Below are 20,805 nucleotides of genomic sequence, written 5' to 3' on the forward strand. Positions count from 1 at the left end.
CAGCGAAAAGGAGCACTATTTAACGACACGCAGAGCCGGTTTTTTCACCGATTTTTTACCCAAACTGGTGGGTGGCGTCGGTTCGGGCGGCTCTGGAGTTTCCTCGGCCTCAAATACCATCCCCTGCCCATTTTCCCGCGCGTAGATTCCGACCACAGACCCCACAGGAACTTGGATATCTGTCGGAACCCCGCCAAAACGGGCGTTAAACCTGATGGCGTAATTATCCATAGTCAGACTGGCAACCGCTGATTCCGAGATGTTCAGCACTATCTGACCATCGTCGTTCACATGTTGTTGCGGCACCAAAACACCGGGGAGGTGCGTATCAACCAGAATATAAGGAGTGCACCGGTTATCGGTTATCCACTCGTAAAACGCCCGCAGAATATAGGGACGATTGGATGTCATGGCCGGCTTGCTCACCAGTATTCCCTCAACGCATTTCCCGTTCGTATTCGGTCAGACTTTGCTGGAATGCCTCGCGGGCAAACAGGCGGTCCATATAATCCAGCAACGGCTTAACCTGCTTGGTTTTCGGAAGGCTGATCTCAAACTGCTCGAGGCGCCACAACAGCGGGGCCATGCAGCAATCTACCAGAGAAAACTCTTCATTAAAGAAGTACGGCAGGTCGGTAAACATCGGAGCGATACCAACCAGGTTGTCGCGCAGTTCTTTGCGAGCGGAGGCCGCGTCCTTACCACCGGCAAGGATCTTGTCCACCAGAGGACACCAATCGCGCTCGATACGATGCATGATCTGGCGGCTCTGCGCGCGGGCAACCGGGTAAACCGGCAGCAGCGGCGGATGCGGGAAACGCTCGTCCAGATACTCCATCATCACTTTGGTCTCGAACAGAACCAAGTCGCGATCTACCAGGGTTGGCAGGGAGTTGTAAGGATTGAGGTCAGCGAGTTCAGCTGGTTTATCATCGGCGTCCACATCGGTGATATCGACGGAAACCCCTTTCTCTGCAAGTACGATACGTACTCGGTGGCTATAGTGGCTGCGACCATCGGAGAAGAAGGTCATCGAGGAGCGCTTGTTGGTAGGCACACCCATGTTCAAACTACCTCAAACTTTAAGCCGGCTAGAGCCGACCATTTATTCAAAATATAAAAGGGCAGTGAGTAAACCCACCACCCATTAGAGACAAACTAGCGACGGCTTTAGTGGTGCACGTCTTTCCAGTATTCGCGGTTCAGCAACCAGGCGAAGATAAAGAACACAAAAATAAACGCCAGCACATAGAAGCCAACACGTTTGCGATCTTCAGCCATCGGCTCAGCAATGTACTCCATAAAGTTGACGAGGTCATACATTGCCCCATCAAACTCTTCAGGTGTCATAGAGCCTTTCACCTTACCGACCTCCAGGCTACCACAGGCGGCATCCATAATCGGGTTGCCCAGCTCATCGCGGACAACTTTACCGTGGTCGCGCTTGGGACCAGGGGCACACTCCTGCAAGCCTTGCAGCTCCATCAGAACGTGAGGCATGGCCACACTCGGGAAGACCTTGTTATTTACCCCGGTAGCACGACTGTCGTCCTTATAGAAGCTGCGGAGGTAAGTGTAGAGCCATTCCGGTGAGCGAGAACGAGCAACCAGCGTCAGGTCCGGCGGCGCGGCGCCGAACCATACTTTGGAATCATCTGGACGCATGGAGATCGTCATCAGGTTGCCGATTTTGTCGTCACCCAAAACCAGGTTCTCCATCATCAACTCAACCGGGATATCCAGGTCAGTGGCCACACGCTCCCAACGGGAGTAATTGGCACTGTGACAACCCATGCAATAGTTGACGAAGTACTTGGCACCACGCTGCAGAGACGGCTTGTCCCGCAGGTCGATATTGATGTGATCCAGCTCCACTTCAGATTCTGCACCTACCGCTTTAATCGGGATAAAGGTCAGCAGGCCGACAACGATAATACCGATAAACAGGATGCCGAAAGTTTTACCACCAGACGGGCTGGTTACACGCTCAGGCTCAGGGTAGACCTCATCGCGATTGGTAATCCAGGGCAGCAAAGTAAAGAAGGCAGAGAGCAGCAGAGTTACAACCACCATGAAAGTATTCACGGAGTAATTAGCTACCGCCATCCACAAGAACAGCACGCCGAAGATGACACAAACAGCCCAGGAGCCAATGCCTTTCTTACTCTTCGGATTCGTCCAAACCGGCATGGTCAGGAAGAAGGCGAAGTAGAACAGCGTCGCTACCTGAGACAGGAAGTTACGATCCGGGGTCGGAGATTTAACACCCAGGTAGCCAAGGATAATAAATACTGCAGCAAACAGAAGCAGCAAGCCCTTCGGCAACCAACCCTTGTAGCGGATCGAGCGAACCGGGCTCTTGTCCAGCCAAGGCAATACAAACAGCACAGCAATAGCGGCACCCATGGCTACCAAGCCAAGGAATTTCGCAGTAAGCGGACCGATATCCATGGTAACCGCACGCAGGATTGCGTAGAACGGCGTGAAGTACCAAACCGGAGCAATATGCGGTGGTGTCTTCAGCGGGTTCGCTTCTTCGAAGTTAGCGTACTCCAGGAAGAAGCCGCCCATTTCCGGGAAGAAAAACACAACAGTTGCGAAGATAAACAGGAATACCGCGATACCTACCAGGTCGTGAACAGAGTAGTAAGGGTGGAAAGCAATACCGTCTTTGGGGATGCCATTCTCATCCTTGTTCTTCTTGATCTCGATGCCGTCTGGGTTGTTGGAACCCACTTCGTGCAACGCCAGGATATGCAGAACTACCAGCAATACCAATACCAGCGGCAACGCAATAACGTGCAGGGAGAAGAAGCGAGTCAGGGTAATACCAGAGATCAGGTAGTCTCCGCGAATCCACTCAACCAGGCTATCGCCAATGCCGGGAATTGCTCCAAACAGGGAAACAATTACCTGGGCACCCCAGTAGGACATCTGGCCCCAGGGCAGTACGTAGCCCATAAAGGCTTCTGCCATCAGCACCAGGTAGATACACATACCGAAGATCCACACCAGCTCGCGGGGCGGCTTATAAGAGCCGTACATCAAACCGCGGAACATATGCAGGTATACCACCACGAAGAAGGCAGACGCACCTGTGGAGTGAAGATATCGTATCAACCAACCCCACTCCACATCGCGCATGATGTATTCAACCGAGGCAAATGCCTCCTCGGCAGAGGGGTTGTAGCTCATAACGAGCCAAATACCGGTCAACAGCTGGTTGACCAGGACCAATAGGGAGAAAACGCCGAAGAAATACCACAGGTTAAAGTTTTTGGGCGCGTAGTACTTGCCCATGTGCTTATCCCAGGCCTGGTAAATGGGTAGTCTCTGATCTACCCAATCACCGAAATCTGCGAGCCATTTCATGCGGTGCCCTCCTGGTCTACGCCAATCACGATTACATCGTCGTTTTCATAGGAATAAGGCGGCACCTCCAGGTTGGTAGGCGCGGGAACACCGGTATAAACACGGCCAGCCATATCGTATTTGGAACCGTGACAGGGACAGAAGAAGCCACCCATCCACTCATCGCCACCCAGATCGGCAGCACCCACTTCCGGGCGGTACATAGGCGCGCAGCCAAGGTGCGTACACAGGCCAACCAACACCAACAGCTTTGGCTTGATAGAGCGGTTTTCCGGATCTACATAAGCTGGCTGGATAGACTCCTCGGAGTTAGGGTCGCGCAGTAGAGGCTCCACTTTCTCCAGGTCTTGCAGTATTTCATCGGTACGGCGCACAACATAGACCGGCTTACCTCGCCACTCTACTGTGACCATTTGGCCCGGTTCAACTTTGCTAATGTTGTATTTAACCGGAGCGCCCGCAGCTTTCGCCTTGGCACTCGGCTTCCAGGAAGCGACGAAGGGAACGGCAACCCCCACCGCACCCGCGCCACCAACAACTGAGGTGGCAGCGGTTAGAAAACGGCGCCGTCCTACATTTACACCGTCATCACTCATGACGTAGTTCTCCCATCACAGCGACCCCGATAACCCGGAGATTCGCTGGCCCAAACCCAAAAAGTCTTGAAAGAAGTCCCGCCCCGGCAGATTGCCCGCGCGAATAAACCCCACAAATCAAGCGGATACAAATCGGCGCAATGTTAAAGAAAATGCCAATTTGATACAAGGCAATGCTATGGGGAACGTCGGGAATCACGCGGCGAAACCGCGATAAATCCAGCAAAAGTCATAAGAGCGCTGGATAACCACAGATACGGGAATATAAAAAAGCCCGGCAAAAGCCGGGCCAAAAAGAAAGCTTAACGCTTGGAGAACTGCGGCTTCTTACGCGCTTTGCGCAGACCCACTTTCTTACGCTCAACCTCACGGGCGTCGCGGGTAACATAACCAGCGGCGCGCAGCGGTTGACGCAGCGCTTCGTCGTACTGCATCAGGGCACGGGTCAGGCCGTGACGGATAGCACCCGCCTGACCAAAGGAACCGCCACCTTTAACAGTAACAGTGATGTCGAATTTCTCGACCATTTCAACCTTTTCCAGCGGCTGACGCACGATCATGCGAGCCACTTCACGGCCGAAGTATTCGTCCAGAGTGCGACCGTTTACGGTGATCTTACCTTCGCCTGCTGCGAGGAATACACGAGCAGTAGAGGTCTTGCGGCGGCCGGTACCGTAGTATTGAGTAGTTGCCATCAGATTTATTCCCGTTTAGATCGCCAGTTCAATCGGCTGTTGAGCCACATGAGGATGTTCACTGCCGCTGTATACTTTCAGCTTCTTGAACATGGCACGACCCAAAGGACCTTTCGGCAGCATGCCTTTAACGGCGCTTTGAACGGTGCGCTCGGGCGCTTTTTCGATCAGCTTTTCGAAGCTGATGGATTTAAGACCACCAGGGTAGCCGGAGTGGCTGTGGTAGATCTTGTCTTTGGCCTTGTTACCGGTCACGCGAACCTTTTCTGCGTTGATTACAATGATGTAATCGCCAGTGTCCACGTGGGGCGTGTATTCAGGCTTGTGCTTGCCGCGCAGGCGGGTTGCGATCTCGGCAGAAATACGGCCGAGGGTCTTGTCCGCAGCGTCAACAATGTACCAGTCGCGTTTTACCGCCTCTGGCTTGGCACTGTAAGTCTTCATGTTATAAACACCTGTAATATGACCCCCAGAATTAGGGGCCGTCCCACAAAAGAGCGCGGATAGTACAAAAGGAGTGTATGCTTTTCAAGCGGAATTTACCCCGACTCGACAGACTTATTCGGGGCGATGGGGCCGCTCCAGATATTCGCGGGACTGCATCTCCAAAAGCCGACTCACCGTGCGCTCAAACTCAAACTTAAGATTCCGGCCGACGTACAACTCCTCAGCTGGAACCTCCGCAGAAATCACCAACTTCACGCACCGGTCGTAAAATTCATCTACCAGATTAATGAAGCGACGCGCCTGGGCATCCATACGCTCATCAAACTTGACCACCGACCCCAGAAGCACCGTATGGAACTCCCTGGCCAGCTCGATATAGTCATTTTGCGATCGCGGCCCATCGCACAGATCCACAAAATCAAACCAAGCAACATCATCCGCTACTTTCAAGGCTCGAATTGGGCGCCCCTCCACTTGCAGCTGAACCTCGCTACGAGCTTCGCAGCCGCTGACACTCAGCTGTGAAAAACTCTGCTCCAGACTGTTATCCGCCTCAGGTCCCAGCGGAGAATGATATAATTCCAATATCTCCAGGGTGCGCAGCCGGTAATCGGTACCGCTATCGACATTAACCACCTTGGTGTACTTCTCCAGCAGATCAATGGCCGGAAGAAACCGTACCCTCTGCAACCCATCCTTATATAAGCCTTTGGGCACAATATTCGAGGTCGCCACCAGGGCCACCCCCCGGCGGAACAACGCATCCAACAGGCCGGCCAATATCATGGCATCGGCAATATCTGAGACGAAAAACTCATCAAAGCAGAGCACCCGAGCGCGGCGGGCAATCTTATCTGCCACCTTCTCCAGCGGATTCTTCTCCCCTGCGTACTCCTTTAGATCCTGGTGAACTCGACGCATAAAGCGATGAAAATGGGTACGCTGTTTTTCCGCGAACGGCAGGGACTCAAAAAACGCATCCATTAGGTAGGTTTTTCCGCGGCCTACCCCACCCCAAAAGTAGAGCCCCTTCTCCGGCTCATTAGCGCCACTGCGAATACGGGACCAAAAACTGACGATCGCACCGCGCTCAGACCGAGCCACCAAGCGTCGGTGAAGATCCTGCAACTCCTCAACTGCCTGACGCTGAGATTGATCCTCAACAAAGTCAGGGCGCTGAAGGTCACTCTCATAACGCTCAAGAGGGGAAGAAAATAGTGGTTTGGCGGGCAACATAGAGGAAAATTTCTTCGACTACTGAATAACTGGCGCGCACTCTATCAAATTCAACCAATCTACGCATAGACCGCAGAGCGACGGGGTTGGCATCCTTTACAACAGTGCAACCACCCGAAATAGCCAGCCCTCCCCGCAAACTGGAACCAGGCACTAACCATTCTGTCGCAATTGACCGACAACATTAATTGTCAGCGTAATAATCGCGTATACTGGCCTCTCTATTATGAGGGGCAATAGCCACGAACGCGGGCTACCCAAAGTGCAGAAACCGGCTGGGCCAAGATTGGCAGCCTCATCTCTCCACGAGGCGATCTGTACAATAAAAAAGCAAGTTGAGGAGGTAGTAAGTGCACTCTACATCGGTATTAATTCTAGTCGGCGTCCTCGGTATGACCCTGGGTGCATTCCTCGCATTCCTGGCTGTGCGCGGGCGTACCAGTGTGGAGCGCTCAGAGGAACTGGAGCAGAGACTTCGCGAAGCCAACAACAAACTCGAAGATTTCCAGTTGCAGGTCAACGATCACTTTGACCAAACGTCACAACTTGTTCACAACCTCACCGAGAGCTATAAAGAGGTTCACGAATACCTATCTAATAGTGCGCTGCGCTTATCCAGCCAGGATATTGGCCGCCAGATGCTAAAAGCCGGCAGTGGAAAATTAAAAGACAACGATGAGAAATTGCAGGATATAGAGCCGCCTCGCGACTGGGCCCCTAAAGAGCCTGGCGCCAAAGGTACCCTCGCTGAGGACTATGGGCTCGAAAAAGAGGCCCATGAGAGCAGCTAATAATTAACAAGCTGTACGAGATGATGAAACGCAGATTTCCAAGAAATAAAAAAGGCGGGTAATCACCCGCCTTTTTTATTCAGAACTTACAGGCTCTGATAGTAATCCATCAAAATCTGCGCCACTTCAGGGCGAGAAAACTCTGGGGGCGGCGCAATACCATCACCCAACATTTCACGCACTTTAGTACCTGAAAGCAGAATAAAGTCTTCTTTCGTGTGATCAGGAACATCACGCATCATCACCACCTTATTCAGTTTTTTGGAATAAGCAGTGTGGTCAGCACGGAAAATCTCAATCTCTAGAGCGCCTTCAGGCACCTTTTCATCGAAGATTGTCTGAGCATCGAAAGCGCCGTAGTAATCGCCAACGCCGGCGTGATCGCGACCGACAATCAGGTGACTACAGCCACAGTTCTGGCGGAATACCGCATGCAATACCGCTTCGCGCGGGCCCGCATACAGCATATCGAAGCCGTAGCCGGTCACCATCACAGTATTCGCCGGGAAGTACAGCTCTACCATCTTGCGAATGGAAGCATCGCGCACCGGAGCGGGGATATCACCGGGCTTCAGCTGGCCAAGCAGCATATGAATCAGCACACCATCGGCCTCTACCCCGTCGAGGGCCATCTTGCACAGCTCTTCGTGCGCGCGGTGCATCGGGTTGCGAGTCTGGAAGGCTACAACCTTATTCCAGCCACGCTCCTTGAATTCATTGCGAATCTCTACCGCAGTGCGGAAAGTATCCGGGAAGTCATTCTGGAAGTAGCTAAAGTTCAGCACTTCGATCGGGCCCGATACTAGAGTTCGACCCGCAGACTTAAAGGTTGCGACACCGGGGTGTTTCTCATCCAGAGTGCCAAACACCTGCTCAGCCATGGTGTCCATTTGCTCTTCTGAAATGGTTTCGATCGCCTCAACATCCATCACGGCGAGAACCGGATTACCCTCGACATTTGGGTCACGCAGGGCAATACGGGAGGCACCCTCAATTTCACTCGCGTCTTTAACAACATTAACAACCGGCACCGGCCAGAACAGGCCATCTACTGTGCGCAAGGTTTCAGCAACACTCATGGCATCTGCCAGGTTCATATAGCCGTGTAACGGATTGAAGTATCCTGCCCCGAGCATCACCGCGTTGGCGGCAGCTGCCGAACTGACCACGATTGACGGCAGGGACTCCGCTTCATGCATCAACTGGTGATGCCTCTCACTGTCATATACAAAGCGTGGCTGAAGTTCAACGCTGCCATGGGGGCGAACTAGGGACATTTAGGTCTCCAAAAACAGTAGTTACCGGTTAGTCTTAAAATTTCGATTGGCCATTATACGCATCTATCGTAAGCGACCAATGTCATTGCCATACAGGAGTTAGATTATACCTCCCAAATTCCACTCCCTGAGCAACTCCAGGGTCTCAATAACCAAGTAAGCAACCCGGGTACTGGACAATCGCTATATAGTAGAGTGAGAAATACAAGCGCCCTCCATTTAGGCTCACAAACTACCCCTCTATTCAAGCTATTTTGTAGAGCCCTTACATGCTAATTGTTGTGACGTGAACAACCACCCCGCCAAAAGAAACAATTTCCTCTAACAAACGCCATGTGCAGCGATTCCGCTTGGAGACGTGTGTATAATCAGCGCAAAGAGGAGTCACGAGTGTCCCAAAACCGATTTTTACAAGATTGGATCCTACCAACCCTGGTAGGCCTTGCCATGGCTGCCCTGCTCTTGGTTATATTCCCACAACTGCGCGGTGTCGCCCCCGAGGCCAATGGAAATAATACCCAAGGTCCGGTTTCCTATGCCCACGCTGTCAATGTGGCAGGCCCAGCTGTAGTCAATATCTACACCCGAATGGCCATGCCGCAGCGCCAGCACCCCCTGTTTAATGACCCCCTTTTTAGGCGCTTATTCGACAACATGGATGTCCCACAAAGACAGAGGATGCAATCCAATCTTGGCTCAGGTGTCATTGCCAGTGACAACGGTTATATCCTGACTAATCATCATGTGGTCGACCAGGCAGATGCCATTGTTATTCTTTTAGCTGATGGGCGGGAAGCGCAAGCAAGACTCGTCGGAAGCGATACAGATTTTGACTTAGCCGTCCTCAAAATTGACCTCGACGGCCTGACCTCCATTTCTGTTGGCGAGCCCGACAGGGCACAAGTGGGCGACGTCGTCCTAGCAATCGGCAACCCTTTTGGAGTTGGGCAAACAGTGACTCAAGGTATTATCAGTGCGAAAGGCCGCCACCTTGAAAACTCAGGTACCGGCAGCTACTTACAGAACTTTTTGCAGACAGATGCTGCGGTCAACCCTGGAAACTCTGGTGGCGCACTGGTTGACTCACAAGGGCGCCTACTCGGCATCAACACCTCAATTCTCAACCAATCCGGCTATTCAGGCGGGATCAGCTTTGCCATTCCCGCCAATATTGCCTTCAAGGTAATGCAGGATATTATTGCTTATGGCCGCGTCGTACCCGGCTGGCTGGGCATTGAAGCTACTGGCATTAGCCCTCAAATGGCCAAGGAGTTCAATTTAAACTCTACTGGTGGCGTATTAGTAACAGCTATTTACAACGAGGGCCCCGCGCACATTGCAGGTCTTCAGCCAGGAGATGTCATCACGCATATTGACGGTCTCCCTATCGGCGATGGCAAACAGGGCGAGGCCACTATGGCCACTCTGCGCCCCGGTGATACCATCTCAATAACCTTCATTAGAGAAGGCACTTCCCATACGGTTAATGCCACAGTTTCAGAAGAGCCACAGACAAAAACAGCAATAGAATAACCCCTCAAGGAGGAGCCTCCATGCGCTCAATGGTTTTAGCTCTGCTTTTTACAATAACTGTAACTCCCGCAGTAGCGGAAGATAAAGAAGACTTACAAAAACTGCTGATTGATTTTATCAGCAAAGCTGCCTCTGATCCCCTGGCCCACCAACGCTTTTGGGCCGAGGACCTGGTATACACCAGCTCAAACGGAAAGCGCTTTGGCAAAAGCGAAATTATGCAAGGAATGCAAACACCTCCCACTGAACCAGTGACAACGAGCTATGCCGCCGAGGAAATTGACATTCGATTGTTAGGAGATATCGCTATTGCTGCATTTAAACTATCGGCTAAAGACAGCAGTAAAGGGGAACAAAGCTATTACTTCAACACCGGCATGTTTGTTAAACGAGACGGTGAGTGGCGCGCCCTAGCCTGGCAGGCTACCCGCATACCCCCTACAGAATAAGTGCACTATGTACACACCCCGCATAGAGGAATCTGTCGGGGTGTATTACTCAGAAATCCTTGACCCGAAAACCCGCAGAGCGGGCATGAGCTTCTAACCCCTCCCCGAGCGCAAGAGTATGCGCTACGCGCCCCAAGGTATCAGCACCTTTTTCAGAACAGTAGATCACCGAACTGCGCTTCTGGAAGTCGTAAACTCCCAGCGGTGAGGAAAAACGGGCAGTGCCACTGGTAGGAAGGACATGATTAGGACCAGCACAGTAGTCCCCCAATGCCTCTGCCGTATAGCGCCCAAGGAAAATGGCTCCGGCATTCCGGATCTCAGGAAGGTATGCCTCAGGGTTATCTACTGAAACTTCCAGGTGCTCCGGCGCAATCCGATTAGAGATTTCGATCGCCTGCTGTATGGACTCCACTTGGATCAACGCTCCACGATCAGCAAGGGAACGGGAAGCAATCTCAGCCCGAGGTAACTCGACCAAAAGCCTTTGCAGCGAACTCTCAACCCGATCTAAGTACTTGGAGTCAGGACACAACAGAATTGACTGCGCCTGTTCATCGTGCTCAGCCTGTGACAACAGATCCATGGCAATCCAGTCAGGATTTGTTTGCCCATCACAAATCACCAGAATTTCAGAGGGGCCAGCAATCATGTCGATAGCAACATGACCAAAAACAGCTCGCTTGGCACTGGCCACAAAGATATTCCCCGGGCCAACTATTTTATCCACCGCGGGAATAGACTCAGTACCATAGGCTAGCGCCGCTACTGCCTGGGCACCACCAATCGTAAACACCTGGTCCACTCCAGCTATTGCCGCTGCCGCCAACACCAGGTCGTTCAGCTCCCCCTTCGGAGCCGGCACCACCATATATACAGTATCTACGCCAGCTACTTTTGCTGGAATTGCATTCATAAGCACGGAGGAAGGGTAACTAGCCTTCCCGCCGGGAACATAAATGCCAACACTTTGCATAGGGGTAATCTGCTGCCCCAAGACAGTCCCATCGGCTTCCGTATAGCGCCAGGACTCCTGCCTTTGATGCTCGTGATAGCGCCTCACCCTATCAGCGGCTGCCTCCAGGGCCTCGCGCTCCTCGATACCAATACGACCTAGAGCTGCGGTAAGCTCAGCGGCCGATAGAGCAAAGTCTTTCGCGCTTTCCAGATGCCGATGATCAAAGCGGTTGGTGAACTCGATAACAGCCTTATCACCAAGGGAGCGAACACGCCGCAATATTTCTGCAACGATACTTTCGACCTCTTGATTCGCCACTGCCTCCCAAGCCAATAGCTGCTTCAATTGGCCATCGAAATCTCTATCGACCGTATTTAGCCGACGAATTACTTTGCTCGTCATAATGCTTCGGGTATCTATTTGGTTTGTGCCACAGCCGATGCCAGCCTCTCAATCAAACTATTGATTGGCGCATATTTCATCTTCATGGCTGCCTTGTTGACGATCAATCGACTGCTGATTTGCGCAATAGTCTCTCGGGCTTCAAGGCCATTGGCCTTTAGCGTATTGCCACTATCAACAATATCGACAATCTCGTCGGCCAAATTCATTAGCGGAGCAAGCTCCATAGCCCCATACAACTTAATAATGTCAACCTGACGGCCAATCGAGGCATAGTGCTTTTTGGCACTCTGTACAAACTTGGTAGCGACCTTAATTCGGCCACTGGGCAGTTGCCCCCCCTTAACACCAGCGGTCATCAGGCGGCAGCGGGCAATGCCCAAATCGAGAGGCTCGTATATACCATCAGAACTATGCTCAAGTAGAGTGTCTTTCCCCGCCACACCTATATCTGCGGCTCCATGCTGCACATAAGTGGGCACATCCACTCCCCTCAGGAGGAGGAGATGCACCCCTTCGCGATTCGTCGGAAATATCAACTTTCGACTTTTAGTTAGGTCTTCAGCAGGCTCCAACCCCGCCGCCTTAAGAAGCGGTAGGGTCTCCTGAAGAATCCGCCCTTTTGTCAGTGCGATTGTAATTTGTGCAGTCATTTCGATTTACGCCAGTCCGTCATTGGCTCTTGGGATTAACTTCGTAGCAATCAGCCGGGAACACGCCGAATATTCGCGCCCAGCTGTCGGAGCTTCTCTTCAATACACTCGTAGCCGCGGTCAATATGGTAAATACGATCCACCATAGTAGTGCCCTCTGCCACCATACCAGCAATAACCAAGCTAGCTGACGCGCGCAGATCTGAAGCCATTACTGGAGCGCCCTTAAGCTTCTCCACCCCGGTAACAATTGCCGTATTGCCTTCCAGGGTGATATCTGCTCCCATTCGATTCAGCTCATGAACCTGGATTAAGCGGTTTTCAAAGATTGTCTCAACTACAGTCCCCTTTCCTTCGGCTACAGCATTCATTCCTGTGAACTGGGACTGCATATCTGTAGGGAAGGCTGGGTAAGGCGCTGTACGGAAGCTCACCGCTTTAGGGCGATTGCCTTTCATATCCAGCTCAATCCAATCGTCGCCACAACTGATATGAGCTCCGGCCTCCTCGAACTTAACCATAACCGCATCGAGGATATCGGCACGAGTATTGAGCAGGCGCACTTTGCCCCTCGCCGCAGCAGCTGCCGCAAGGAAGGTTCCGGTTTCAATACGGTCCGGCATAACAGTGAACTTGCAGGGGGTAAGCTTAGGTACACCGTGAACACGCAGGGTGTCAGTGCCAACCCCTTCAATCTGAGCCCCCATAGCAATAAGGAACTCTGCCAAATCGACGATTTCAGGCTCGCGAGCGGCGTTGTGCAGAGTCGTAGTTCCCTCTGCCAGTGCCGCTGCCATCAACAGGTTTTCAGTGCCGCCAACTGTCACTTTCTCCATGACAATATTGGCTCCCTTAAGACGACCATTGGAGCGCGCCCGAATGAAACCACCATCGATGGTTATCTCAGCACCCATTGCCTCAAGGCCCTTCAGGTGAATATCGACTGGGCGGCTACCAATTGCACAACCACCAGGAAAGGAGACATTCGCAACCCCATGCCTAGCCAACAGGGGCCCAAGAACCAAGATTGAGGCCCGCATTGTCTTAACCAGCTCATAGGGAGCGGTCAGGTCATTGACTGAGCGAGGGTCAATCTCAACTCCCAACTTTTCATCAATAGTGACATCACACCCCATACACCGGAGCAAGGTGATCATGGTGGTAATATCATTGAGATGCGGCAAATTATCGATTTGCACAGGCCCGTCAGCCAATAAAGCAGCAGCCAATATCGGCAAGGCTGAATTCTTAGCTCCAGAAATCCGCAGAGTCCCGGAAATTGGGCTGCCGCCCTCTATTATCAACTTATCCATTCAATCTCTTTCTAGATAGCCAACACCTCAGTGGCAATGGCAAGTTAACGACTGGCTTCTTCTGGGGTCAGAGTCTGCATTTGCACGGCATGCAAGGTGCCATCGGCGATTTTTTCACCAAGAGCGGCATAGACAAGCTGTTGCTTTTTTAAACGACTCAGACCCTCAAAGGAACTGCTCACTACAGTGACCATCAGGTGACTACCTTCAAAAGCCACTTCAACAGTACTATCGGGAATTTGCCCTTCGATTAGGGCCTTGATTTCGTCTGGTTGCATAGGAGGGACTTGCGATTGGTTAAAAACAGCACGCAAGTGTACTTGAATCAAGCGGAGTGCGCAGCTACGCACTCCAAAGTTCGCGGATCAACTCACTTTATTTGCGGCATCGTCTGCCGCTGACCAATTAGAAATCACCTTGTCGATGTCCCCATAAGTCTGCATTGACTGCGAGAACTGACTGCGGAAAGTCTTACCCAGGTTGACCCCATTCAGAATCACATTGATCAACTTCCACTGGCCTGCCCGATTGCGCACCAAGGTATACGAAACTTTTGTTATACCCTCTTTGCTGCGAACTTCCTGCAGCACATTTACACGATTACCTTGAGGTGTGGTGCCGGGATTGACCACTTTTACATCCAGGTCGCCAAAATTTGCCACGCCGCGAGCAAATGTCGCTACAAGATCGCGACGAAAAGCATCCGTAAAGCGAGAGCGTTGGTCGGCAGTCGCCTGCTTGGCATAGCGCCCCATTACACCGCGAGCGATAAAGTCAAAATCAACAACCGGGGTCAGCACCCCTTCAACAGCACTGTAGTATCTTTGTGGGTCTGAATTTGCATACTGAGCGTTGGTACGAATTACCCCCAAAAGCTCATCGGAAACCCCTTTAATCATTACATATGGATTTTGGGCCGCATTGGCTGCAGGCACCACTGCAGAAGCAAAAACAACACAAAGCGCAAATCTAATCCACCGCGACAAACCGTTTCGGCCAAGCCAAAATGATGCGTTCACAAATTATCTCCAGTTAGCAAATCATTCCTTGGACGCATATGACAGAATTTAGTGCCATAGCAATACCACATATCAACCTTCCCGCAGCCCAACTGAGAGTGTGTCGATCATCCATTGAGTGACATAGCTGACAGCGGAGACGGCAAACTATACCATGGCCACACCCGGCAATGTGGCGGTGTACGAGCGTGTCATTTGACACATCTAAAGTGCGCACTGGCTTTTTCCGCCACCAGCAGCCCGCTAATATAGATTAGCACGACAGCAAAAGATCGAGTCGCCTTTAAATATTGGACTCATATGACAAAAATTATCCACGCTGTCGCATAAGTAAATATCGAAACTGTCGCATAATAAGACAGTTTTACGAGAACTTGTTAGAGCACTAGTAAGCGATTGAGGCAGTTGATGACACAGGATTTGATTTTGGAAGCTGGGCGTCGCACCGTCCGCATGGAAACTGAAGCGGTGGCGGCACTGGAACACAGGGTTAATGGCGAATTCCAGCGAGCCTGTGAAATGATCATGCAATGTCGCGGCCGCACAATTGTTACCGGCATGGGGAAATCTGGGCATATTGGCCGCAAGATCGCCGCTACCCTTGCCAGCACTGGCACACCGAGCTTTTTTGTTCACCCCGGCGAAGCGAGCCACGGTGATCTCGGCATGATCACTCGGGATGATGTTGTCATAGCCATATCCAATTCTGGCTCATCCGCTGAAGTCCTCACCCTGCTGCCTCTGCTAAAACGCCTGGGCATTCCACTAATTAGCATGGCAGGAAAAACCGACTCCCCTTTGGCTCAAGCTGCGGAAGTCAATTTGGATATATCGGTAGCCACAGAGGCCTGCCCCCTCAACTTGGCCCCCACCTCATCAACAACAGTTACCCTGGTGATGGGAGATGCACTGGCAGTCGCCCTGCTCGAGGCCAGAGGTTTTACTGCCGAAGATTTTGCCTTCTCTCACCCCGGCGGTGCCCTCGGGCGCCGGCTTCTTCTAAAGGTTGAGGATGTGATGCATGCGGGCGACGAACTCCCCCAGGTAACTCCAGAGACGCTGCTATCAAAAGCCCTGCTAGAGATGACCAGCAAAGGGTTCGGCATGACAACAATTGTAAATAGCGACGGTGAATTACTGGGCGTCTTCACCGACGGTGACTTGCGCCGAGTAATAGATCAAAAAATCGAACTCGATAAAGCATTAATGGAAGAGGTCATGAGTCGCCGCCCTAAAACGGTTTCTGCTGACACCCTCGCTGCAGAATCCCTGAGGATTATGGAGGACTATAAAATCACTGCATTAGTGGTAGAAGATGAAGCCCACCACCCTGTTGGCGTACTCCACATGCACGATATTCTGCGCGCCGGAGTTATCTGAGATAATACTGGACAATTGATACGCAGGTTTTGCCCTCACAATCAAAGGCGAAGAGAGATTACTCCGGTGATGCCCGAACAAAAATTAAATGACTCCCTGAAAAATATCCGCTGGCTTGTTCTGGATGTGGACGGTGTTCTGACAGATGGCAAGCTTTATTTTGACAATAGCGGCAACGAGCTCAAAACCTTCCACACACTGGATGGGCACGGCATTAAAATGCTGCAAAACTCTGGAGTACGTGTAGCAATCATTACCGGCCGGCGCAGTAATGTTGTAGAGCGCCGAGCGCACGACTTGGGTATCAATAAATTGATTCAGGGCCGGGAGGACAAGTTTGCCGCACTACAGGAGCTACTTTCTGAAGAGTCATGCCGCCTGGAAGATATCGCCTATGTCGGGGATGATTATCCCGATCTACTGGTAATGACCAAGATCGGGTGCCCCATCGCACCACCTAATGCAGCCCCCCCCGTACGGGAGCGAGCCCTTTGGATCACAGAGGCTCGTGGCGGCGAGGGTGCTGTACGCGAAATCTGCGACCGCATTATGATTGCACAAGGGACCTTTGACGCGGCGCTCGCCCCCTATATCGGAGAAAAATGATGCGCTCGTGGTTGCCTCTCATACTGGTCATTCTGCTTATAAGTGCCGGGCTCTGGTTTTCCGAGAGTCCGCCAGAACAGTTCTTAGGCAAAAGGCCCACTCCTCAGCAACAAAATCGGGCTGCGGACCTTATTATCAAAGGGGCTGAAACTCGCCATTTTGACCAGGCAGGCAACCTAGCTTATCGAGTGGATGCAGAGCAAATCACCTACTTTCAATTTAAACGCCGGGATCGAGCCAACCTTAAAGAGCCGCGTATGCTGTTCTATACGGACGACCAGCCCAAGTGGGCAACTCGGTCCAAAAGGGGTGTGGCCTTCAATCGAGGAAAACGTATCGTACTTAGTGGCGACGTTCAAATTGATGAACTCCCCGGCCCGAATGGCATCCAATTGGAAACACCGCGAATCACAATCTTCCCTGACAGGGAATTCGCCGAGACCGACAAAGTTGTTACTATTAGCTCCGGCCCCAACCGCACTGAAGGAACGGGGATGCGCGCTTACCTGAAAGAAAACCGGATGGAAATTCTATCCGACGTGAAGAGCAGCTATGACACCCAATAACCCCTATCCCTCAATACTTAAAACCTTCACTGCAATTACGCTGGCAGCTATTGCCACCGTAGCACAGGCTTTACCTGACGATAGAACCCAGAGAATCTCTGTGGGCTCGGAATCTATGTCAGCCGACCGCGCCAATAATTTAGTGGTTTATAGTGACAATGTGGTCATCACGCAGGGCTCCCTCCAAATCAGAGCAGATCGCGTGGAAGTGTACTTTACGGCTAGCGATGAAATCAGCCGAGTCATTGCTGTGGGCCGCCCCGCGCACTTCCAACAAAAGATATTGGAGAGCGAAGAGCCTGTTAAAGCCCGTGCTGAGCGCATCGAGTATGTCATCAGCTCTGAAGAACTGCAGCTCACAGGGCAAGCTTATATCGATCGCGATGGCAACACCCTAACTGCCGAGAAAATCGACTACGATCTCGCCACTGAGCAAATGAGCGCTCGCAGCCAGCCTGGCCAAGGCAGAGTTGAAATGATCTGGAAACCTGAGAGCACCGAATCCAGCGAGCCTGCTGAAGCAAATACCGACACAGACCAGTAGTTCATCCAAATTTCAGTGCCTGTAAAACAGCGCTACTTACAATGATGTAATCCGCTGCCCCTCTCGGCCGCGGTTAGATTTCAGGACTCATTATGCCAACGCTACAAGCGTTACACCTCGCCAAACAATATAAGAAAAGAAAAGTTGTCCAAGACGTCTCTGTCAGCGTCTCAAGTGGACAGGTCGTTGGCTTACTTGGCCCCAATGGAGCTGGGAAAACCACCTGTTTCTATATGATCGCTGGGCTGGTGCAGGCCGATGCAGGGCAAGTCCTAATCGACAACGAAGATATTACCCGCCTATCAATGCACGGGCGCGCCCGCAAGGGAATCGGTTACCTGCCCCAGGAAGCCTCTGTTTTTCGACGCCTGTCAGTGCGTGACAATATTCTCGCAATCCTCGAAACCCGAAAAGGACTCAATCGTGCAGAGCGCGAAGAGCAGGCCCAGGAGTTGCTCGAAGAGTTCAATATCACACACATTGAAAACAGCCTAGGAATGGCCCTATCCGGCGGAGAGCGGCGCAGAGTGGAGATTGCACGAGCCCTGGCTACAGACCCAAGCTTTGTCTTGCTCGATGAACCCTTTGCTGGTGTAGACCCTATTTCAGTTAACGATATCAAACACATTATTCGCCACTTGCGGGACAGGGATATCGGCGTTTTGATCACAGATCACAACGTAAGGGAAACCCTGGATATCTGTGAAACTGCTTATATCGTTAGCGAGGGACATATTATTGCCTCAGGCACGCCCGATGATGTCCTCGCTAATCAGCAAGTGCGCGAAGTCTATTTGGGACACGAGTTCACCATTTAATGGTAAATGATGACAAGCGTAACAAAATAGGCAAAATCTCGAAAAACATATCATATCCCACATAGAAATTGACCTTCTGGCAGGCAATAGTCGGCACGCTTATTGCTTGTAATAGTTTGAGGGCCAAGGTAGTCTGCGCCATCTCGGGTTAATTTTGACGAACCCTTTGTCGCACTGGCCTGCAACTTTAAATTATGAAGCAGTCTCTCCAGCTCAAGCTCGGCGCACAGCTAACCATGACCCCCCAGTTGCAGCAGGCAATACGCCTCCTGCAGCTCTCCACACTAGATTTACAGCAAGAAGTCCAGGCAGCCCTCGACAGCAATCCAATGCTGGAAGCTGAGGGTGAAGATCTGGCTCAACAAGTAACCGCCGATACTGAGAGCAACGCACAACAAGAGCCGCCAGCCGCTGCAGGGGAGGATTTAACCCACACAGCCGCTGAGGAAAAAGAGCTTGGTGATTCTGAATGGAACCAGGATATTCCAACAGAGCTGCCGGTTGATTCTCACTGGGACGACATTTACAGCAGCTACAGTGGTCCCGCCGTGGGCGACGACCCCAATTTTGAGCGCAACTCTTCCACCGACACACTTCAAGACCACTTGCGCTGGCAATTAAACCTGACAGCACTTTCCAGTCACGATAAATGGATCGGCGAGCACCTTATTGACGCCATCGACCCAAACGGTCTCCTCAATACCACCGTTGATGACGTGGCCAACTCCCTTCAGCTCGAAGAAGATGAGGTAGTTGCAGTCCTTAAAGCTGTACAACAATTCGAACCAGCTGGCTGTGGGGCCAGAAGCCTCCAAGAGTGCCTTCAACTCCAGCTCAAGCAGCTACCAGCGGAAACTCCGTGGCTAAACGAAGCGCAGACCATCATTGAGCGCCACTTGGAATTACTTGGAAAAAGGGATTTCAGGCAACTCACCCGACGCACACGTCTCAACGAAGCCCAGCTCGGCGAAGTAATCCGCCTTATCCAGACACTAACCCCCAATCCAGGTGAGGAGTTCAGCGGGGAACAGCCCGCTTATGTCATTCCCGATATTATTGTGTCCCGCAAGGATCACCGCTGGCTGGTCGAACTCAATCCAGAAATCACTCCCAAGATCCGGATTAATGGCCACTACGCCTCCTTGGTAAAACGGGCAGACAACTCCCGAGAAAACAATTTCATGCGGGATCACTTGCAGGAGGCCCGTTGGTTCTTGAAGAGCCTGCAGAGCCGCCACGACACACTGCTAAAGGTCGCTACGTCCATTGTGGATAAGCAGCAAGGCTTTTTTGAAGAAGGCCCAGAGGCAATGCGACCAATGGTTCTGGCAGATATTGCTGAAACCATTGGCATGCATGAATCAACCATATCCCGAGTGACCACTCAAAAATATATGCTGACTCCACGGGGAGTTTTCGAACTCAAATATTTCTTCTCAAGCCACGTCAGTACAGATTCCGGTGAGGATGCTTCATCCACCGCCATTCGAGCCCTGATTCGCAAGCTGATTGACACGGAAGTACCTCGAAAGCCGCTATCAGATAACAAGATCACTCAGGAGCTGGACAAGCAAGGCATCAAGGTTGCGCGCCGAACGGTAGCGAAATACCGTGAATCTATGGGCATCCCCTCCTCAAGTGAGAGAAAGAGGCTCATTTAAGCCACAACCCAAACACAGCCAATTAATCTGACCCCTAACCCACCTCCAGTCATGCGCCACTGGCGCCTTCCGCCCCCAACCTGCAACCAAAATCCAAAATTTGAGTGTATCCTTCCATTCTGGCCCACTTCCTAGTAGGGTTGCGACCCGATAGGGGGTGAGCGCCGGCTTGTGATGCACCTTTAAGGAGAAATCCATGCAGATCAATATTAGTGGCCACCACGTCGACGTTACCTCACCTATGCGCAGCTACTGCGAAAGCAAAATGGAGAAGCTGTCCAGACATTACGACAACATCACCAACGCGCAAGTAATTTTATCCGTCGAAAAACTGATCCAAAAAGCTGAGGCGACGGTACATATAAACGGTCACGACCTCTGTGCTGGATCCGAAGACAGAGATATGTACGCGGCAATTGATGCGCTCACCGATAAGCTGGACCGCCAACTGAAAAAACACAAAGAGAAGTTGCAGAACCATCGCTGAAC

At 51.8% G+C, this 20,805-nt stretch carries 23 protein-coding genes; 10 read left to right on the forward strand and 13 right to left on the reverse strand.

The window, feature by feature from the left end; genetic code table 11:
* Positions 1-15: 15 nt before the first annotated feature.
* From ACJJI8_RS00850 to zapE, 7 genes are all read right to left on the reverse strand, one after another.
* Positions 16-411: a ClpXP protease specificity-enhancing factor gene (locus ACJJI8_RS00850; RefSeq protein ID WP_108735312.1), complete on the reverse strand. Its 396-nt coding sequence runs from the start codon at positions 409-411 to the stop codon at positions 16-18.
* Between the two features lie 25 nt (positions 412-436).
* The gene (locus ACJJI8_RS00855; RefSeq protein ID WP_108734210.1) at positions 437-1,063 is read right to left on the reverse strand and encodes a glutathione S-transferase N-terminal domain-containing protein; all 627 of its coding nucleotides are present in this window, start codon (positions 1,061-1,063) and stop codon (positions 437-439) included.
* Between the two features lie 107 nt (positions 1,064-1,170).
* Entirely contained in the window at positions 1,171-3,372 is a 2,202-nt protein-coding gene (locus tag ACJJI8_RS00860) for a ubiquinol-cytochrome c reductase (RefSeq protein ID WP_444915737.1), read from the reverse strand.
* Entirely contained in the window at positions 3,369-3,968 is a 600-nt protein-coding gene (petA, locus tag ACJJI8_RS00865; protein WP_413663029.1) for a ubiquinol-cytochrome c reductase iron-sulfur subunit, read from the reverse strand. The genes ACJJI8_RS00860 and petA overlap by 4 nt, the downstream gene beginning before the upstream one ends.
* A 302-nt stretch (positions 3,969-4,270) precedes the next feature.
* Positions 4,271-4,663 (reverse strand): 30S ribosomal protein S9, encoded by a 393-nt coding sequence (gene rpsI, locus ACJJI8_RS00870; RefSeq protein ID WP_282933887.1) that lies wholly within the window; start codon positions 4,661-4,663, stop codon positions 4,271-4,273.
* A 15-nt stretch (positions 4,664-4,678) separates the two neighbouring features.
* Positions 4,679-5,107: a 50S ribosomal protein L13 gene (rplM, locus tag ACJJI8_RS00875; RefSeq protein WP_444893021.1), complete on the reverse strand. Its 429-nt coding sequence runs from the start codon at positions 5,105-5,107 to the stop codon at positions 4,679-4,681.
* A 114-nt stretch (positions 5,108-5,221) separates the two neighbouring features.
* Positions 5,222-6,346, reverse strand: a complete 1,125-nt coding sequence (gene zapE / locus ACJJI8_RS00880) for a cell division protein ZapE (RefSeq protein ID WP_444915736.1) — start codon at positions 6,344-6,346, stop codon at positions 5,222-5,224.
* A gap of 350 nt (positions 6,347-6,696) precedes the next feature.
* Here zapE and ACJJI8_RS00885 point away from each other — a divergent pair, with 350 nt between their 5' ends.
* Positions 6,697-7,137, forward strand: a complete 441-nt coding sequence (locus ACJJI8_RS00885; RefSeq protein WP_157954137.1) for a Z-ring associated ZapG family protein — start codon at positions 6,697-6,699, stop codon at positions 7,135-7,137.
* Between the two features lie 86 nt (positions 7,138-7,223).
* Here ACJJI8_RS00885 and sat read toward each other — a convergent pair whose 3' ends face one another.
* Positions 7,224-8,414, reverse strand: a complete 1,191-nt coding sequence (gene sat, locus ACJJI8_RS00890) for a sulfate adenylyltransferase (protein WP_413663032.1) — start codon at positions 8,412-8,414, stop codon at positions 7,224-7,226.
* Positions 8,415-8,804: 390 nt separating this feature from the next.
* Here sat and ACJJI8_RS00895 point away from each other — a divergent pair, with 390 nt between their 5' ends.
* A complete protein-coding gene (locus ACJJI8_RS00895; RefSeq protein ID WP_444933967.1) occupies positions 8,805-9,947 on the forward strand; it encodes a S1C family serine protease in 1,143 nt (380 codons plus the stop codon).
* Between the two features lie 20 nt (positions 9,948-9,967).
* Positions 9,968-10,396 carry a nuclear transport factor 2 family protein gene (locus ACJJI8_RS00900; protein ID WP_444933968.1) on the forward strand — a complete coding sequence of 143 codons (429 nt, stop codon included), beginning with the start codon at positions 9,968-9,970 and terminating at the stop codon, positions 10,394-10,396.
* A gap of 49 nt (positions 10,397-10,445) precedes the next feature.
* On the opposite strand, the gene hisD is transcribed toward ACJJI8_RS00900, so the two are convergent.
* The 5 genes from hisD to ACJJI8_RS00925 form a co-directional block, all read right to left on the reverse strand.
* Positions 10,446-11,756 carry a histidinol dehydrogenase gene (gene hisD / locus ACJJI8_RS00905; RefSeq protein WP_444933969.1) on the reverse strand — a complete coding sequence of 437 codons (1,311 nt, stop codon included), beginning with the start codon at positions 11,754-11,756 and terminating at the stop codon, positions 10,446-10,448.
* 14 nt (positions 11,757-11,770) lie between these two features.
* Positions 11,771-12,409: an ATP phosphoribosyltransferase gene (hisG, locus tag ACJJI8_RS00910; RefSeq protein ID WP_444933970.1), complete on the reverse strand. Its 639-nt coding sequence runs from the start codon at positions 12,407-12,409 to the stop codon at positions 11,771-11,773.
* A 50-nt stretch (positions 12,410-12,459) separates the two neighbouring features.
* Complete coding sequence (gene murA, locus ACJJI8_RS00915; RefSeq protein ID WP_444933971.1) at positions 12,460-13,722, reverse strand: UDP-N-acetylglucosamine 1-carboxyvinyltransferase; 1,263 nt, start codon at positions 13,720-13,722, stop codon at positions 12,460-12,462.
* A gap of 44 nt (positions 13,723-13,766) precedes the next feature.
* Entirely contained in the window at positions 13,767-14,000 is a 234-nt protein-coding gene (locus tag ACJJI8_RS00920; RefSeq protein WP_444896351.1) for a BolA family protein, read from the reverse strand.
* Between the two features lie 87 nt (positions 14,001-14,087).
* Positions 14,088-14,741 (reverse strand): MlaC/ttg2D family ABC transporter substrate-binding protein, encoded by a 654-nt coding sequence (locus ACJJI8_RS00925; protein ID WP_444933972.1) that lies wholly within the window; start codon positions 14,739-14,741, stop codon positions 14,088-14,090.
* A gap of 408 nt (positions 14,742-15,149) precedes the next feature.
* Between ACJJI8_RS00925 and ACJJI8_RS00930 the strand changes: the two genes are divergently transcribed.
* The 7 genes from ACJJI8_RS00930 (at position 15,150) to hpf (ending at position 20,803) form a co-directional block, all read left to right on the forward strand.
* On the forward strand, positions 15,150-16,121 hold the full coding sequence (locus tag ACJJI8_RS00930; protein ID WP_444933973.1) for a KpsF/GutQ family sugar-phosphate isomerase: 972 nt from the start codon (positions 15,150-15,152) through the stop codon (positions 16,119-16,121).
* Between the two features lie 69 nt (positions 16,122-16,190).
* The gene (locus ACJJI8_RS00935) at positions 16,191-16,727 is read left to right on the forward strand and encodes a KdsC family phosphatase (protein ID WP_444915730.1); all 537 of its coding nucleotides are present in this window, start codon (positions 16,191-16,193) and stop codon (positions 16,725-16,727) included.
* Entirely contained in the window at positions 16,724-17,293 is a 570-nt protein-coding gene (lptC, locus tag ACJJI8_RS00940; RefSeq protein WP_444933974.1) for an LPS export ABC transporter periplasmic protein LptC, read from the forward strand. Before ACJJI8_RS00935 ends, lptC begins: the two co-directional genes overlap by 4 nt.
* Complete coding sequence (gene lptA / locus ACJJI8_RS00945; protein ID WP_444915728.1) at positions 17,280-17,837, forward strand: lipopolysaccharide transport periplasmic protein LptA; 558 nt, start codon at positions 17,280-17,282, stop codon at positions 17,835-17,837. The genes lptC and lptA overlap by 14 nt, the downstream gene beginning before the upstream one ends.
* A 92-nt stretch (positions 17,838-17,929) precedes the next feature.
* The gene (lptB, locus tag ACJJI8_RS00950; protein ID WP_444907485.1) at positions 17,930-18,655 is read left to right on the forward strand and encodes an LPS export ABC transporter ATP-binding protein; all 726 of its coding nucleotides are present in this window, start codon (positions 17,930-17,932) and stop codon (positions 18,653-18,655) included.
* Between the two features lie 194 nt (positions 18,656-18,849).
* Complete coding sequence (locus ACJJI8_RS00955) at positions 18,850-20,316, forward strand: RNA polymerase factor sigma-54 (RefSeq protein WP_444933975.1); 1,467 nt, start codon at positions 18,850-18,852, stop codon at positions 20,314-20,316.
* 196 nt (positions 20,317-20,512) lie between these two features.
* On the forward strand, positions 20,513-20,803 hold the full coding sequence (gene hpf / locus ACJJI8_RS00960; RefSeq protein ID WP_108734230.1) for a ribosome hibernation-promoting factor, HPF/YfiA family: 291 nt from the start codon (positions 20,513-20,515) through the stop codon (positions 20,801-20,803).
* Positions 20,804-20,805: the final 2 nt, after the last annotated feature.

The organism is Microbulbifer maximicatervae (SeqCode), from assembly GCF_052467695.1.